The organism is Priestia sp. JV24 (genome assembly GCF_025910025.1).
Taxonomy (GTDB): domain Bacteria; phylum Bacillota; class Bacilli; order Bacillales; family Bacillaceae_H; genus Priestia; species Priestia megaterium.
The window spans coordinates 1-16,427 of the sequence record NZ_JAPCIN010000012.1 but is presented as its reverse complement, the minus strand read 5'-3'; the positions used below and the strand labels follow the sequence as shown (position 1 = coordinate 16,427).

The 16,427-nt window shown below is 39.9% G+C and carries 15 protein-coding genes; 7 read left to right on the top strand and 8 right to left on the bottom strand.

Features of this window, described 5'->3' with window-relative positions; translation table 11 throughout:
- Nucleotides 1-102 precede the first annotated feature (102 nt).
- Genes nagA through OK414_RS05745 form a run of 4 tightly spaced genes read left to right on the top strand, consistent with a single transcriptional unit; the run spans nucleotide 103 to nucleotide 3,551 of the window.
- Entirely contained in the window at nucleotides 103-1,287 is a 1,185-nt protein-coding gene (gene nagA / locus OK414_RS05760; RefSeq protein WP_205662481.1) for an N-acetylglucosamine-6-phosphate deacetylase, read from the top strand.
- 2 nt (nucleotides 1,288-1,289) lie between these two features.
- The gene (gene nagB, locus OK414_RS05755) at nucleotides 1,290-2,027 is read left to right on the top strand and encodes a glucosamine-6-phosphate deaminase (RefSeq protein ID WP_033578330.1); all 738 of its coding nucleotides are present in this window, start codon (nucleotides 1,290-1,292) and stop codon (nucleotides 2,025-2,027) included.
- A 57-nt stretch (nucleotides 2,028-2,084) separates the two neighbouring features.
- Complete coding sequence (locus OK414_RS05750; protein ID WP_095379818.1) at nucleotides 2,085-2,810, top strand: GntR family transcriptional regulator; 726 nt, start codon at nucleotides 2,085-2,087, stop codon at nucleotides 2,808-2,810.
- 15 nt (nucleotides 2,811-2,825) lie between these two features.
- Nucleotides 2,826-3,551, top strand: a complete 726-nt coding sequence (locus OK414_RS05745; protein WP_013082151.1) for an SIS domain-containing protein — start codon at nucleotides 2,826-2,828, stop codon at nucleotides 3,549-3,551.
- A 765-nt stretch (nucleotides 3,552-4,316) separates the two neighbouring features.
- On the opposite strand, the gene OK414_RS05740 is transcribed toward OK414_RS05745, so the two are convergent.
- The 3 genes from OK414_RS05740 to OK414_RS05730 all read right to left on the bottom strand — a co-directional run bounded on the left by OK414_RS05740 (nucleotide 4,317) and on the right by OK414_RS05730 (nucleotide 5,705).
- On the bottom strand, nucleotides 4,317-4,775 hold the full coding sequence (locus OK414_RS05740) for a GNAT family N-acetyltransferase (RefSeq protein ID WP_095379817.1): 459 nt from the start codon (nucleotides 4,773-4,775) through the stop codon (nucleotides 4,317-4,319).
- 1 nt (nucleotide 4,776) lies between these two features.
- Entirely contained in the window at nucleotides 4,777-5,055 is a 279-nt protein-coding gene (locus OK414_RS05735; protein WP_263045451.1) for a YesK-like family protein, read from the bottom strand.
- A 140-nt stretch (nucleotides 5,056-5,195) separates the two neighbouring features.
- Nucleotides 5,196-5,705 carry an SUKH-4 family immunity protein gene (locus tag OK414_RS05730; protein ID WP_230586621.1) on the bottom strand — a complete coding sequence of 170 codons (510 nt, stop codon included), beginning with the start codon at nucleotides 5,703-5,705 and terminating at the stop codon, nucleotides 5,196-5,198.
- Nucleotides 5,706-6,159: 454 nt separating this feature from the next.
- On the opposite strand from OK414_RS05730, the gene OK414_RS05725 reads away from it, so the two are divergent.
- Nucleotides 6,160-9,351 carry a S8 family peptidase gene (locus tag OK414_RS05725; RefSeq protein ID WP_263045452.1) on the top strand — a complete coding sequence of 1,064 codons (3,192 nt, stop codon included), beginning with the start codon at nucleotides 6,160-6,162 and terminating at the stop codon, nucleotides 9,349-9,351.
- 39 nt (nucleotides 9,352-9,390) lie between these two features.
- Here the strand turns inward: OK414_RS05725 and corA are convergent, their stop codons facing one another.
- Complete coding sequence (gene corA, locus OK414_RS05720; RefSeq protein WP_013055874.1) at nucleotides 9,391-10,362, bottom strand: magnesium/cobalt transporter CorA; 972 nt, start codon at nucleotides 10,360-10,362, stop codon at nucleotides 9,391-9,393.
- Between the two features lie 545 nt (nucleotides 10,363-10,907).
- Between corA and OK414_RS05715 the strand changes: the two genes are divergently transcribed.
- Together OK414_RS05715 and OK414_RS05710 are read left to right on the top strand one after the other, a co-directional pair.
- Entirely contained in the window at nucleotides 10,908-11,279 is a 372-nt protein-coding gene (locus OK414_RS05715; RefSeq protein WP_263045453.1) for a PilZ domain-containing protein, read from the top strand.
- Nucleotides 11,280-11,355: 76 nt separating this feature from the next.
- Nucleotides 11,356-12,186: an LCP family protein gene (locus tag OK414_RS05710; protein ID WP_263045454.1), complete on the top strand. Its 831-nt coding sequence runs from the start codon at nucleotides 11,356-11,358 to the stop codon at nucleotides 12,184-12,186.
- A 47-nt stretch (nucleotides 12,187-12,233) separates the two neighbouring features.
- Here OK414_RS05710 and OK414_RS05705 read toward each other — a convergent pair whose 3' ends face one another.
- The 4 genes from OK414_RS05705 to OK414_RS05690 form a co-directional block, all read right to left on the bottom strand.
- On the bottom strand, nucleotides 12,234-12,878 hold the full coding sequence (locus tag OK414_RS05705; protein ID WP_016763315.1) for a cupin domain-containing protein: 645 nt from the start codon (nucleotides 12,876-12,878) through the stop codon (nucleotides 12,234-12,236).
- Nucleotides 12,879-12,988: 110 nt separating this feature from the next.
- Nucleotides 12,989-14,311, bottom strand: a complete 1,323-nt coding sequence (locus OK414_RS05700) for an MATE family efflux transporter (protein ID WP_252342938.1) — start codon at nucleotides 14,309-14,311, stop codon at nucleotides 12,989-12,991.
- A 62-nt stretch (nucleotides 14,312-14,373) separates the two neighbouring features.
- On the bottom strand, nucleotides 14,374-15,507 hold the full coding sequence (locus tag OK414_RS05695) for a DUF2087 domain-containing protein (RefSeq protein WP_216874083.1): 1,134 nt from the start codon (nucleotides 15,505-15,507) through the stop codon (nucleotides 14,374-14,376).
- A 226-nt stretch (nucleotides 15,508-15,733) separates the two neighbouring features.
- Nucleotides 15,734-16,192: a VOC family protein gene (locus tag OK414_RS05690; RefSeq protein WP_034653678.1), complete on the bottom strand. Its 459-nt coding sequence runs from the start codon at nucleotides 16,190-16,192 to the stop codon at nucleotides 15,734-15,736.
- Between the last annotated feature and the right edge of the window lie 235 nt (nucleotides 16,193-16,427).

The following is a 16,427-nucleotide window of genomic DNA, read 5'->3' as shown; positions in this document are numbered from 1 at the left end:
CTTACAAAACTTTCTAGTTCACAAAAAAGAAACAACTGGTCTAGACAACTATTCCAAAAAGCGTTACACTTAAATCAATACAACGAGCAAAGGAGTGTATGTATGGATACACATTCATCCATCATTATTTATAATGTAACCGTTTATAGTGAAAATCAGACATTAAAAAACGGGTATATTAAACTAACGAACAAGAAAATTACTGAAATCGGAGAGATCCATCAATACCTACGTCAGCCGAATGATCATGTGATTGAGCTTTCTCCTTCCTATAAAGTGATTCCTGGTGCCATTGACGTGCATATTCATGGCGTTAACAATGCCGATGCGATGGACGGTACAGCAGAAGCATTAAAAACAATGGCGCGCACGCTCCCAAAAGAAGGGACAACAAGCTTTTTAGCAACCACTATGACGCAGTCGAATGAAGCAGTTGAAAAAGCGCTTCGCAATGCGGGGGCTTATATAGAAGAACAAACAGATGCAGATGCTGAAGTAGTTGGTATTCACTTAGAAGGTCCGTTTATTTCACCAAAACGTGCGGGTGCACAGCCGCCTACTCACATTCAAGATCCGAATGTAGCACTGTTTCAAGAGTGGCAAAAAGCAGCCGGAGGACATATTAAACTTGTTACGTTAGCTCCCGAGCAGCCAAACGGCTTAGCGCTTACTTCTTATTTAAAAGAAACAAACGTCGTCGCTTCTATTGGCCATTCTGACAGCACATATGATCAAGTTGGTGAAGCCATCGAAGCAGGAGCTTCTCATATTACGCATTTATATAACGGCATGCGCGGCCTTCACCATAGAGAGCCGGGCGTATTAGGCGCCGCTTATTTGAGAGATGAATTATTTGTAGAGCTCATTACAGACGGCATCCACTGCCGACCTGAAATGGTCAAGCTTGCGTACGATCAAATTACAAGTGAACGCATGATTCTTATCACGGATTCTCTTCGTGCCAAATGGCTAAAAAACGGTACGTATGATTTAGGCGGACAGCCTGTCCACGTAAATGACACAACGGCTACCCTTGCAGACGGAACGTTAGCGGGTAGCATCTTAAAGATGAACGATGCGATTAAAAACACGATGAGCTTTACGAACTGCTCATTAGAAGACATCGTAAAAATGACCGCTGAAAACCCAGCAAAGCAGCTTAACCTGTTTGATACAAAAGGAAGCCTTAAAATTGGAAAAGATGCGGATATCGTGGTGTTAAATGAAAATTTAGATGTTGAAATGACATTTTGCCGAGGCACATTGAGCTTTAAAAAGGAGGACTAACAATGAATATCATCCAAGTGAAAAATTACAGTGAAATGAGTGCAAAAGCAGCTGATATGCTGATTAGCAAACTTCATGAAAAGCCAAATATGAATCTGGGACTTGCAACGGGAGGCACGCCGAAAGGATTATATGATCGTTTAATTCAAGATCATAAAGAGCACGGCACGTCTTACAAACACGTTACTTCCTTTAACTTAGATGAATATGTCGGTATGAAGCCGCAAGATCCAAACAGCTATCACTACTATATGGCAGATGCGTTATTTAATCATATTGATATTGACGTAAGCAACACGCACGTTCCTAACGGCCTAGCTGATACGCCTGAAGAAGAATGCCGCCGCTACGATGAAATGATTCAAAATCACGGAGGGATTGACCTTCAGATTCTTGGAATCGGCCAAAACGGACATATTGGCTTTAACGAACCTGGTACGTCATTCAACTCTCCTACTCATATTGTGACGTTAGAAGAGTCAACGCGAAAAGCCAATGCGCGCTACTTTAATTCTCTTGACGAAGTGCCTACTCAGGCTATTACGATGGGAATTGAATCGATTATGAAAAGTAAAGAAATTTTACTGCTTATCTCCGGGGAAGCCAAAGCAGAAGCGATGTATCAGCTGCTTAACGGAGAAATCACAGAAGACTTCCCTGCTTCTATTTTAAAGAAGCATCACTGTGTTACAATTATTGCGGACCAAGAAGCTTTAGCTAAAGTATCGACTACGGTTTAATTTATAGCCTCCTCGTCTTTTTTAGATGAGGAGGTTTACATAAAGGAGAGAACTTAAGTGATTGATAAAAGCTCACCTCTTCCGATTTATTATCAAATTGAAGAACAGTTGAAAAGACAAATTGAAAACGGAGAGTTAAAACCAAATGATTCGCTTCCTTCTGAACGAGAGTTTGCAGAACGATTTGAAATCAGCAGAATGACCGTTCGCCAAGCGATTAACAATTTAGTAAACGACGGTTATTTATACCGTCAAAAAGGCCGCGGCACCTTTGTATCTGAAAAAAAACTGGAGCAGCAGCTCGTTGGATTAACGAGTTTTACAGAAGATATGAAAGCGCGTGGAATGGTACCAAGCAGTAAGCTGCTGAGCTTTGAAATTATTGCAGCTTCAGAGAAAATTGCCGAGCAGCTGCAAATCTCTCTTCATGCGCCCGTTTATGAAATCAAGCGTATTCGTTTAGCTGACGACGTGCCAATGGCGCTTGAAAGCGTGTATGTATCCGCTAACTTAGTCAAAGGATTAACAGAATCCATTGTTAACGACTCTCTTTACCGCTATATTGAAGAAGAGCTCGGGCTGAAAATTGGCGAAGCCAACCAAACGTTAGAATCCATTTTAGCTTCTGAAACCGAAGTGAAGCATCTTGGAATCAGCTCATATTCACCCGTTCTATTGATTCAACGAAATACGTATTTGCAAGACGGCACGCCGCTTGAAGTGGTGAAGTCTTCGTACCGAGCAGACCGCTATAAGTTTACGATTAACATGACACGATCTTAACTAAGGAGTTTTTTTATGTCTAGTTTATATCTACAGGAACTAACAAAACTGCTTGCTAAAGTGGAGGCGCATGAACAGCAGGCAATGGAATCCGCAGCCGAGAAAATCTCACAGCAATTAGCTTCTCACCACCTCATTCATTTATTTGGGTGCGGTCATTCTCATATTTTAACGGAAGAAGTGTTTTACCGTTCCGGAGGGCTTGCGCCGATTCATCCTATTTTTGTAGAAGAACTGATGCTTCATAAAGGAGCTTCGCGCTCTTCACAGCTAGAGCGTAAAAACGACTATGCCTCCACCTTTATGGAAAAAGAAGATATCGTACCAGGCGATATTATGATTGTCATTTCTACGTCAGGCGTAAATCCTGTTCCCATTGATGTGGCTTTAATTGCAAAAGAAAAAGGCGCCTTTGTGATCGGGCTTACCTCTCCTTCTTATGCCACGAGCCGGGCTTCGCGGCATAAAAGCGGAAAATACCTTCATGATGTCGTGGATCTTGTTATTAATAATCACATTCCAAAAGGAGACGTTCTTCTTCATCAGCAAGACATTTCTTTCGCTTCTGGTTCTACTGTAATCGGAGGCGCTATCCTAAACGATGTCCTATCTAAAGCCATCCAAAAACTGCTCAGCCGTGGCATTACGCCTCCTGTCTTTTTAAGCGGTAACATGGAAGGTTCAGATGAACATAACCAGCGGTTGATTGATGCTTACAAAGGAAGAATTACTGCCCTATAACAGCCCCTGCGGCTGTTTTTTTGCACAAAAAAAAGATGCTTGAAAGCATCTCATCAAAGTCGGACTGTACGATTTGGACTAGATCTCCTCTTTATCAGTAGAAGTCTTGTTCACAGCACCATAACCTACTTATCCGACATAATTACTATGTTTAACATAATTATACTCTTTTATACCTTAGGTGTCAAATAAGTTATAAGAAATTTCGTAGTGCATTCATTTGAAGATTTTTTTGCGGTAATGTTCCAGCTGCCTTTTAGCTTCTTTCATAATTGTTGTATGTATGATTTCATCCGTGATGATAAAATAATTTACTATACTTAATTTATAGATTTTACATATAAATTTCCGCCAAAATTTTGTATACGATTTCCTGCCGCATCTCACAAAAAAGAAGCTGCATCAAAACTGATGCAGCTTCTTCCCTTCATATCATGCTAATTATTTCATGTTCATTTGCATTTCATGTTCATTTGCCCTTGTGAGGCCCTTTCGCTACGTATATCGGTTCATAACGAGAGTACCCATTGTGAGATCAGAATATCTGCTTTTCATGTGAGGTAATACGTTTGCTGAAGTTGCTGTTAAGTATTCCAAAACTAAACCAGTCCCTTCATGAAGCTAAGTATTTACCTTTCACAGTAGCCTTAGAAAAATTTCTATCGGCTCTGTACTATTTGTATACCACGTTTCAATTGAACTAAACTAAAAAATTTACTTTAATCAAAAAATTCTTACCACAGGGCTACACCCATTAACAGCGAATTACAAATGGAGCTTTAATCCTTCATGAGAAGCTGTGAATCCAAGCTTTTGATAAAAACGCAATGCCTCTGACCGTTCCTTGTCGGTTGTTAATTGTACTAACTGACAATTACGTTCTTTCGCTCGTTCAATCGCCCATGTAATCAGCTGATATCCAACCCCTTTTCCGCGCTGTGATGAAGCGGTTCGAACTCCTTCAATCGTTGCTCTCCACCCGCCTTGTCGTGCAAGGTGGGGCGTAAAGGTTATTTGTTGAACACCTATTACTTTACTATCTTTACATGCGACAATCAGTTCATTGTTTGGATCCGCATCAATTGCCTGAAATGCTTGAACATAACAGGCTGGAAGCGGTGATTCGTAGCGCTCTCGTTTGCTTCCAAGCATATCATCAGCAAGCATTCCAACAATTTGATCTAAATCTTCCCGCACTGCTTCTCTAAAGGTTATTTCTCCCATTTCACACAGCACCTTTCCCGTGTCTATTTATGATATTAAAAAGAACGCTGACGAACAAGCTCAGAACCGATGCTCCAAACAAAGCAGACGCTAAAGCACCAAGACCCATTCCTTCAAAGCCACCAACTCCAAACATGCTATATAGAAATAGAAATATGCTTATTAACATGCTGCTAAGTGAAATCCCGTACTGCACGGGCGAGTTCTTTCTATAGAAGAAGTACGACGCACCAAACAGCAGCACAAAGAAGGCACCCATTAATCCAAATAAAGAAATCATTTACACCCTCCTCCCCCTCCAAAAAAGGAATTTATATCCATTATATACTATCATTTTTATTTATTCTATCTATATTACTAGCCCTGCAGCCACAACTAAATAGACATGACCAAAATGGCCATGTCTATTTTTCTACTATATTAAAAAGAAAGTTCTTTGAACCAAAAAGAATAAGGGGCTAAACAAGCTTCATCAATTTCATTCATACGTTTTTTGCATCGCTGAAGCACCTCAGCAGGAATGTGTCGCTCTAAGTATGCAGATTCTCCGTTCGCTTGAATCGTTTCTTCTACTAGTTCTTCAAACACATCTAAGCATGCTAAAAACTGTGGAAAAGTTGTATTAATAAAGCGCTCGCAGTCATCGTTGGACGTATCGAGCAGTACAACAGAACCGTTTTGGTGGTGAAGACAAATTGGATCTCCAGCGCCTGTTGTTCCTAAAAACCAGTATTGTTGATAGCGAGATGATAACTCAAATGTTTCGCATAGCGTTGTTAGCTTTCCTTTGGATGAAACGAACTCTAGAAATGGTGAAGCTTCTTTGGGCAATCCTTTTTCTGTTAGCAACTTCTTTATCTCTTCATCAATATCAAGGGGTGCAAGCTGTTCGGCATCAAACTTCATTCGTTTTTCCTGTCGTTGCATCACATTTGACAACTTCTTTCACTCCTTTTCACCATTTGCTCTTTCTTTGCTTTTGTTTATTATAAAAGAAATCCAGCTCGTATTATATGCTACAAATGAACTTAATTAGACTGAAAATTTTTCCAATCTTTATTTATATAGCCCGATTTCCTCTTTATAAACACAGGTAAAAAGAAACCGATCAGATTTTCTCCAGTAAATTCTGCTTTGAAAAATAATTCTCATTCCCTTCTTCCCTTTTCAGCTTACTCTCGCCTCTTATAAACAGGCTCAATCTTTATTATTCCAATTTTTTCTACTTTTTGCAACTAGGACTTATCTCACCATTTCTTATGCGAGATTAATAACTTGACAAAATACTAAAATAAGCAACAGTAATTATTTACAAATTTTTAAACTTTATGGTTTAATAGGTATGTAATTCCTGTTTTTTACTATATTTTTTTGGAGGTTTAACATGAAAAAAGGGTCAATTTATCGTTTTATTGCTTTTGCTTTAATGTTCACCTTGTGTTTTAGCCAATTCGGCTTACTCAAAACACAAGCGGCAGGCAATCCTCCTGCTAATGAAAAAACATTAAGCATTGGTAAAGCAGCAAAAGGAACATTTACAGAACCAGAACAAGCACATTGGTACAAAATTAATCCTTCTAAGCAAGAGGTAGCAAAGTTTTCACACTACCGAATTAAGCTTCAAAGTGATGATGAAGTAAATATCACGGTTTATTCTAGTCTTGAAAATGCCAAAAACAACGTGGCATTTGACCGTTATATGGGATACTCTTACAAAGATGAACCTGCTCAGCTAGATTTTCCAATCGCTTGGACTGGCCCTTATTATGTAAAGGTTGAGTATTACGGAGATGGAGATCTTATTGTTGAAGATGATACCGAAGAAGGTGGACAAACTCCTTCGGAACCTGAGCCGGAATTAAAAACAGAAGTTCCTTACACAATCAGCTATGAAGGCGCTTCGCTTCCCCCTTCTCAAATGGAGGCAGAAGAATGCCCGGCTGAATTAAGTACAAGCCAAAAAGAAAACGGAAAAGGTATTTTAAAAGATTTGCGTACGATTCGTGACGCTGTGCTTTCAAAAACAGCAAGCGGAAAAGACCTTTCTTCTCTTTATTACAAAGCCGCTCCGTTTATCAGCTCTAAAATGATTATTGATAAATCGATGCGCGAACAAGTATACAAAGATTTAGTTCAGCTAAAAGGTCTATTTACAGATGTAGCGAAAAACGGCGCATCAAGCACGTACATGATTACAAGTGCTGATCAAAAAGCAATCAATGATTTATACAGCATCGCATACAAATCTGTTCCGGTTGCTTTAAAGAAAGATTTAGAAAAAGTAGCAGCACAGACCAAATTAAAAGACGTAACGGACTTAAACGTATCGTCTGTATTAGTAAGAGCTAAGTTAGTCAGCGCAAACAGCGTTTCAACAAAAGCTGAAACTCGCTATATTGTTAAATTAAAAGATGGTGCAAATGCTAAATCATTTAAAACAAAAGCACAGTCAAAATCAGCAAGCATTGAATCTATTAATCCATTAAAACAATCAGCTGCTTCTTTTGATAATATGTTTGTTATTCAATTAGATGACAGCAATGGAAAAAGCTTCAGCACGTCATCTGCTCAAGGTAAAATGACGGCAAAACAAATTCAGGCACTTCCTGAAACTGAATTTATCGAGCCGGTTCAAGAGTACCACGCTCTTTCAATGGATTCACAATATCCGTATCAATGGTCATTAAACAATACGGGTAAAAATGACGGTACTCAGCATGCCGATATTCAATACGAATCACTTGAAAAATTACTAAACGGTCAAAAGTTAAAAGATACGGTTATTGCCGTTGCCGATACGGGTGTCGATTCATCACTAGCTGATTTAAAAGGCGTGGTGGATACAAAAACAGGCTATAACTACGTGGATCGTTCGTCAAATGCAACTGATGACAATGGACACGGAACTCACGTAGCAGGTATTATCGCAGCCTCTGCAAACAATAACTATTCAATGGCCGGCATTAATTCTCATGCGAAAATTTTACCGGTTAAAATTCTAGACGCATCTGGTAGCGGAGATACAGAACAAATTGCGTACGGTATTAAATACGCGGTTGATCACGGTGCAAAAGTCATTAACTTAAGCCTTGGCGGATCTTACAGCCGCGTGCTTGAATATTCATTAAAATATGCATACGACCATAACGTAACAGTTGTAGCTGCAAGTGGAAACGACGGTATGGAAGAGCTTTCTTACCCTGCTTCATCTGCCTATGCGATTTCAGTAGGCGCATCAAACCGTTTAGATATCGTATCTGACTACTCAAACTATGGAAAAGGATTAGATATTACAGCTCCTGGCTCTGATATTCCAAGTCTTGTTCCAGACGGAAACGTCACTTATTTAAGCGGAACATCCATGGCAACACCTCACGTGGCAGCCGTTGCGGGATTATTGCTATCCCAAAACCCAGGCTTAAAGCCAAAAGACGTTGAAAAACGCCTAACCGATACAGCTAAAGATATTAAATTTGATGAAAAAGATGCTCCTGTATACGATGATGAAGAAAGTCCAGCAGAACCCCCTGCTCCAGGCTACGATTACGTATCAGGATGGGGACGTTTAAATGCGTACAGCGCTGTAAGTGCACAGCAGCTGCAAGCGCAGGTAAATCCATTTGTCAGCACGCAAAAAATTATTACAGGTAAAGCTCAAAGCGGTTCAACTGTTAAAGTAATGAACGGTTCAAAAACACTTGGCACAGTTAAAGCTGATGCAAAAAATACGTTCTCTGTGAACATTCCAGCTCAAAAAGCTGATACCGTTTTACAAGTAGTTGTCACAAACGGAAAAGCAAGTACGAGCATTCGTGCAGTTGTTCAAAAAGCACCTGCCAAACCAGCGGTAAAAGCGGTGACGAATAAAGATGAGTATGTAACAGGAACGTCTAAAGCGAATTTTACGGTAAATGTTAAAAACAGCGCTAAGAAAGTGATTGCTTCAGCAAAGGCTGATGCAAAAGGCGCGTTCAAAGTAAAAATTCCAAAACAAAAAGAAAACACAGTCTTGTACATCACGGCTACAAACAGCCAACAACAAGAAAGTGAAGAAGTAAAAGTAACGGTGCGTGACGTTATTGCTCCAAATGCACCTAAAGTAAATCCAGTCAGCGATGCGGATACAGCTATTAAAGGAACAGCAGAAGCAAATGCATCTGTTGTAGCGAAAGTGAACAACAAAGAAATCGGCAAAGCAAAAGCCAATGCAAAAGGTCAGTACAGCATTACGATAAAAAAACAAAAAGCAGGTACAGCAATCAGCGTAACAGCAGCAGACGCAGCCAACAACACAAGTAAAGCTACGACTGTAAAAGTGAGCGATAAAACTCCTCCTGCTGCACCAAGCGTAAATGCTGTCACAACAAAAAGCACGGCTGTAACAGGTAAAGCAGAAGCAAATGCTACCGTAACGGTAACAGTCAACAAAAAAAGCATTGGCTCTGCTGCTGCTAACAGCAAAGGACAATACTCAGTAAAAATTAAAAAGCAAAAAGAAAAAACAGTCTTAAGCGTAACCGCAAAAGACAAAGCGAACAATACGAGTAAAGCAACAGCAAAAACGGTGACAAAATAAAGAAAAAAGGCGCTTGGCTTATGGCCAAGTGCCTTTTTGTTATAACAGCTGTTTGTTTTTAAAGTATTTCCACATTCCCCACGTTAACACAATTAACATAACGATAATAACAGCAGTAGCCCAGTGGGAATTCTGATATGGAATCGGTACGTTCATTCCAAAAAATCCGGTTACGAACGTTAGCGGAAGCATAATCGTTGAAATCAGCGTTAAGACATTCAGCTTTTCAGATGAAGTTGCATTGGTAATAGAATAATACGTATCAAGCGCACTGTTTACGAGGTCTCTAAACGTTTCAGCAGAATCTACAATACGCTCTAAGTGGTCAAGCAAATCAATGTAGAAAGGAACATTTTCTTCTCGTATATCGAATTTCCACTTTCCATTAACCGTTAAGAAAATTCGGCGCTGAGGCAGAATAACGCGACGGATTAAGATAATCGTTCTTTTTAACGCCAAGAACTCTTCCGTCACTCCGCGCACTTCTTTGTTGTAGATTTCATCTTCTAATTCATCAATACGCATGTCGATTCGGTCTAAAATCGGGAAGTATTCGTCCGTGATGCCATCAATCAAAGCATATAATAAAAAGTCGGCGCCGCGGTTCATAAACTTTGGATAACGTGAGCACACAGCATCCATTTTGCGAAGCCAGCCCATTTTATGTTTATGAATTGTTACTACGTAATTTGATCCGACAAAGGCATTTAACTCAAGCGTCGTAATCTCGTCATCACTTTCTTCATTATAGCGAAGCGCGTGAAAAACGAAAAATTTATAGTCTTCGTAATCATCCATTTTAGCGCGAGGACTGTCGTGTAAGCAGTCTTCAATCGCCAATGGGTGAAAATCGAATAATTTAGCAATTTGAGCAAGCTCTTGTCCGTGGACATCATACAAATCAATCCACAGCAAATTATCAGGATTGCGCAATTTCTCATGCACGTCTCCTAAATCAAGATTCGTTACCATTTCTTTTGTTTCATCATCATATAAGTATGTTTTAATCATTGATTTTTCACCTCACATCATTGAGGCATTAAGGAGTATTTTCCTTCGTTGAAATGAGAGGAACACATACACCTTTGTTGCCCCTATCTTGTTTTGCAGTAACCTTCATCGAAATGGGGTCATCAGTGCCCATTCATCTCACCTCCTAATTAGTTGAAGGAACGCTGACTTGTAATACAGCTACTTCACAAAGTTTAATTTTAACATACAATCCAACTCTAGCGTAGCGCTTTTTTCAAAACCTTTTCCTCACCTTTTAAAGTTTCAAACAAAACTTCCGATACTATAAAAGCAGTTATAATCGGCAATCGATAACTAATAAAGCTTGAATCCTCCCGCAAAGGTTCACCTAATCGTAGACGATCAACCAAGGGGGATCGCCTACGATTAGGTCTAGAAAATCTGCCATGGCCAAAGACCGGCCATGGTAGATTTTCTACACCGATAAACATTATATGTGTGATGGGGAAAAACGTGTAGGAATTTTTGGACTTTCATCGAATACTTACTTAACAAACTTAGATTACGAAAAGGACTGATGATACATGCATCTTAAACGTGAAGAACCATTTCGCTTTTTATTTGAGACTCCCATTGTTGGAACGTTTTCCATTGCTAAATACGACAACAAAGAAATCGATTCTAAGCCACGTCCTTTGTCCGTTATCGACCTTTCACCAAAAGGAATCAAAATAATTACGCCGCTTGATTTACCTATTTTCAACCATCAAATTCAGCTAAAAATCAGCTTTTATTTAAATGAAAAACCCATTCATATTACCGGACTTTGCGTGTGGAAAGAAAAACGGCACACCGAATACCTTTATGGCATTGAAGCATTTAACAATGCGGAAGAACAAGCGATTTTAATTACAGAGCTCAAAACCTACGCCAAGAAAAAGCGAGATAAGCAATAAAAATAGCGCTCATTTGTTTTACTCCCCTTTTAAGATGGCAATACTACGAACGACTTCGATAGAAAAAGGTGAGACGATGAGCAGCAAAGCAAAAAAAGAGTGGATTGGCGGTCTCGTACTATTTTTACTCGTCAGTTTTGTCAGCATCACATTTGCGGGCTATCATACGGTGAAAGCCGCCGTTGAACAAACGTATGTACCGCTTGAGCATGGGAACAAAACACACGTTAATTTAAAAAAAGGGCAACCGTTTTCCCTGCTTTTAATTCAAGAGAACCATCAAAATACGTCATTTGTATATATGACTGTTAATAAACAGCATGAATCAATAAAAATGACCCACTTGCCAGGGTCAACTCAGCTCGGCAATGAAACACTGCGAACCATTTATCATCGAGGAAATATGAATGCTGTCGTAAAGAACGTCGAAACGTATGCAAAGCTTCCTGTTGATTATTATGTCAAAATGGATCAGCAGTCAGTCGTCGATGCTGTAAATAAATTAGGCGGCATTATCGTCACAAACAAGCGTGCTTTTGAACACAGCAACATTGTTTTTCCAAAAGGATCGATTCGCCTTAACGGAAAAGAAGCACTTGTTTTTTTAAAGGAGCGTAATGAGCAAGACATCTTTACTGCACATGAAAGACAGCTGTCCGTCGCAAAAGCCATTTTCAGCCAAGCAGCTACGATTCCCAATGTTGCAAAGCTGCATTCTCTTGTATTTACGCTCGCTGATCACATTGAAACCAATGCACCCTTTAATGATATCAAACGGATTCAAAAAACCTACAAACCGGCCGTTTCTCACGTAGACAAGCAGCAGTTTCCGCAAAACGAATGGAATCAAAAACAAGTCACAACGCGGCTGTATAAGCACTTAGAACGCAAAGAGCTGTTTTTATAAAACTTATCAAAAAAAACCATTGGCCCCAGGCTCAATGGTTTTTTATGCTACCTATCTTCAGCAGGCACAACTTTCTCGTTTATTTTAACAACAACCTTTTCATCACGTTCATCTTTAAAACAGCTCTTTTGATAAAAAGAATGATTATTAGGCGGCCCAATGATAACCGTATCCGTAATCGGAGCAACGGCTTCTGCTACTTCGCTTGCACTTACTCCATACGCTTTTTGAAACACAATGGGAGGCGTTAAGCGCAGCACGTCGGATCCTTCTGTAGACTCAAATTGATCATTGTTAAAAAAGAGATGCAGATGCGCTTCTTCCGATAGCGGTTCAATCCAATGCCACCAGCCCATCGGTATAAAAACAACTTCGCCTTCTTTTATTCGGTAATTGTGCATGCTGCTTGTATCAGGGTCTAAGACAGACACCTGCACTTCACCTGAAACGACGACATCTAATTCCCACGCGTTTGGATGCCAGTGCGGTTCTCTCATATGCCCTTTCGTCATATATAAATCAACAAACGCACCTCCGAGCATGGCAGGCAGCTGAGTTGAGGTTAGCTGATACGCTATATTTTGGTCATTTCGTTTGAACAGGACATTTTGCTTATAGTTTACTGACAGATTAGGCGTTCCTGAGCTTTTTTTAATATTTGAATTATCCGGCACAAATCCAGATTTACTCATAGTGTCATACCCTCTTTTCATCAAAAAGTTATATGCACTATCCTATTAAAACTTTTAGCTAAGGGTGTTTTAATTAGAAAAAATAAAAAACGAGCGTTTCCGCTCGCTTTTTATCCGACAAGACGTTCAATTTTCTTTTTCTTCCATACAAATTGATAATAGCTGTACTGCAGGATTAAGCTAACCACAAACGCCGCTGGATACCCAATCCAAATCCCTTTAATTTCAAGAGGCGTAAACTGCGACAGCACGTAAGCTACGGGCACTTCTACACACCAAATAGCCATAATACTAAAGACCGTAGGCCAAAGCACCGTACCGCTTGCTCGCATCGTAGCGGTAATAATTTGCGCATGACCGAAAATCAAATAGCTCCAAAGTGTTATAACTAACAGCTCTTCGGCAATACGGAGCGTATGCTGACTTGTTAAAAACAGAGCTAAAATTTGATTGGAAAAGAGATAAATAAGTAAAATCAATACGCTGCCAATAACGTAATTCAGCATAATTCCAGAGCGGATAACTTCTTTTAAACGCTCAAGTTTATTGGCACCAATCGACTGCGCCGCAAAAATAGAAACTGCAATTCCTAAGCTGATTGCCGGCATTTGTACATAGCTTGCCACTTGGTTCACCGCTCCGTACGCTGCTGTAGCGTCTGAGCCAAACCCGTTCACAAACGTAATAACCGCAATTTCAGAAAGAGAAACTAAAATCATATTGATACTCGCTGGAATCCCTAAACGCATAAGCAGCTTTAAAAGCGTTCCGTCCATTTTTAATGAAATAGATGAGTCAAACTTTAACGGATGATTTTTCTTGCGTAAATAGATAATCATAATAATGAACGTTAATACGGTTGAAAACACCGTTGCATACGCAGCGCCGTACACTCCAAGCTTTGGCACTCCGATCCATCCAAAAATTAAAATCGGAAGAAAAATGATGTTTAAGACCGTACTCACAACTAAAAAGTAAAAAGGCGTTTTAGAGTCTCCGGTTCCGCGCATAAACGTCGTATAAACAAAGTATAAAAACAAAACAGGAATCGCCACAAACAAAATGCGCGCGTAGTGAACCGTTACGTCAATAATATTAGCCGGCGTTCCCATAATCCGAAGAATATCCGGAGCAAATATGCTTCCCAAAACAGCAAGCACAATTCCGACTAGAAATGTAAACGTGAGCGTGGTACCGATAATTTCTTTGACTCGTTTTTCGTTTTGTGCCCCGTACGCTTGCCCGATTAAAATGGAACTTCCTGAACCAATTCCAATCGAAAACGACACGAGCAGAAAAAACAGAGGAAAAAAAGCAGAAATAGCGGCTAACGCATCAACTCCAAGCGCTCTTCCGACAATAATACTTCCCGCCAGCTGCCCAACTGACTGCATGGCGTTACTTAACATGAGCGGAATCAAAAACACAAGCATCAGCTTACTGACGGATTTTTCTGATTCCACTACTTCACTTTTAACATCTTGATTCTTCACACCTATTTCTCCTTTGTATCAGCTTTCGGCGAATGATAGCCTTTTTCGCCGTAAGGCTGCAGCTTCTCTAACCATTTCGCTTCCAGTTTCAGCAAATCCTTTTTTGAAAGTGCTTTTTCTTCTTCTCTTTTAATCGTTTCCAGCATCTCAATTGAAAAAGCATCCGCCCCGTACGTATTCCACTCGTTTTGAAGCTCTTTATTTTGATGAGTGTTCGTCTTTAACGTGAACTTTACGCCGTTTAACGTTTTGATGTTAGGCGTAGAGCCAATGTAAATCTTATCATTGTGAAGGTTTTTAATTTGATACACGCCGCCTTCTGTTTTTACTTCTTTCGCTAGCTGCTTCATTTGTTTTTTATAGTCTTTTGAGTCCATACTCATCTCTGTCTCTCCTTTTCTCCAGTAGCTGCTTCCGTCTGCGCTGCGCTCTAAGAAACCGTATTCAATTAAATAGCGTCGCAGCACGGCGTAGTCGTCATAAAAAGGTGTTAACCTATCGTTCACTTCTTTTTCGGTATACGTGCTGCCAAACTCAAAATGTCCGCTTAATTCTTCAAGAACAACAAGACGGTGTTTTTCTTGCAAGTGAAAGGTGCGAAGAGGTCCGTTTAAACCTTGCGGAAAGTTCTTCGCTAAAATTTTTTCACGCTCTTCATCACTGACGCTGTAGCGCTGACTTCTTCTAGGCGCTGCAGTGGATGCCGGTAGCTTCTTCTCTTCTTCTCCGTCGTTCAACAGTTCCATCAGCGTTAAAAACACTTTTGCCTGACGCTCTTTTTTCTTTAACGTAAAGCGGTGATTTCGAATGGTCGATGAACTGCCAATTCCCATTTCTTTTTGAATATCGCTGTCACTTTTTCCTTCCTTAAAAAACTTCACTAAATTTTTTTGATGATCAGAAAGACCCGTTACCTCTTTATCTAGCCCTATTAAATGATGGAATACAGACCCGTGCTGCTGTTCCACATGAAGCTTCATATAGCGTTTTGCTTCATAAAAAACACCTTCCACCGGATAAATAATGCCTTTTTCAATGTTTTCACCGCACAGTAAGCAGTGGTAGTGATCTTCGCTTTCCCCGTACCCTTTCTTCATCTCTTCAAAAGATGATTCCCAAAACAAATCGTTTACCATATAAATAGACACCTTTCTATTTTGTTTATTAATTTATAAACAAATATATTATATGTTTATAAATATGTCAATTCTACGTTTATGATACATAAAAAGATGGAGACATAACGAAATGACTCCAATCAACTGCTAGAAGGAACAAAACAGATCAAACCTACGTTAACCATAACAAAAAAAACGCACCGCTAATCAAACACGTTGATCAATGGTGCGTTTTTCACTTGAGCTAAAATAATTTCGTCCCGGTTTCTTTATTCCATTCACTTAAATAAGGAAAATCCTTAGATATAACGGGCTTATCATTCAAAAGCGTAATCAACTCCAAGCGGTTGCCGTCAGGGTCATTAAAATAAACGCAAGCCGCTGGCATCCACGTATGAACAATCGGCTCTGTTTGGGGCTTTCCAAACGACGTCTCTTCCGGTTCAATGCCTTTTGAACGCAGCCACGTTAACGCTTCATGAATATCTGCTGCTTCAATTCCAAAAGCAAAATGACTACTTTTCAACTCTTTTTCATCGGTTTCCCAAAGTCCAAGCATCTGCTTTTGTTCCCCAACAAAGAAAAAAGCACAGCGCCTCTCTTCAATTTTATGAACAAACGTCAGCCCAAGACGTCTATAAAATTCAATCGAATCCTCCAAACTCCGCACATGCACATGCGTCTCATAAATACTCTTAATCATAGCCTTCCCTCCATCCTTTTCTACTACTATAAGCCATCTCACACCAAACAGCTTCCTAACAAAGAATGAAAAACAATCAGCCTTAAGAACGAGAACCCCCAACAGGAACATACAGCTTTGAAATTCAGAAGAGCACTATAGGTTTGGTTTTGACTACGGTTTTGACCTTAACTACGGTTTTGAGGCGCCCCCCCCCGGGGGGGGGCCACCCCACGGGTTGAAAAAAAACCCAACC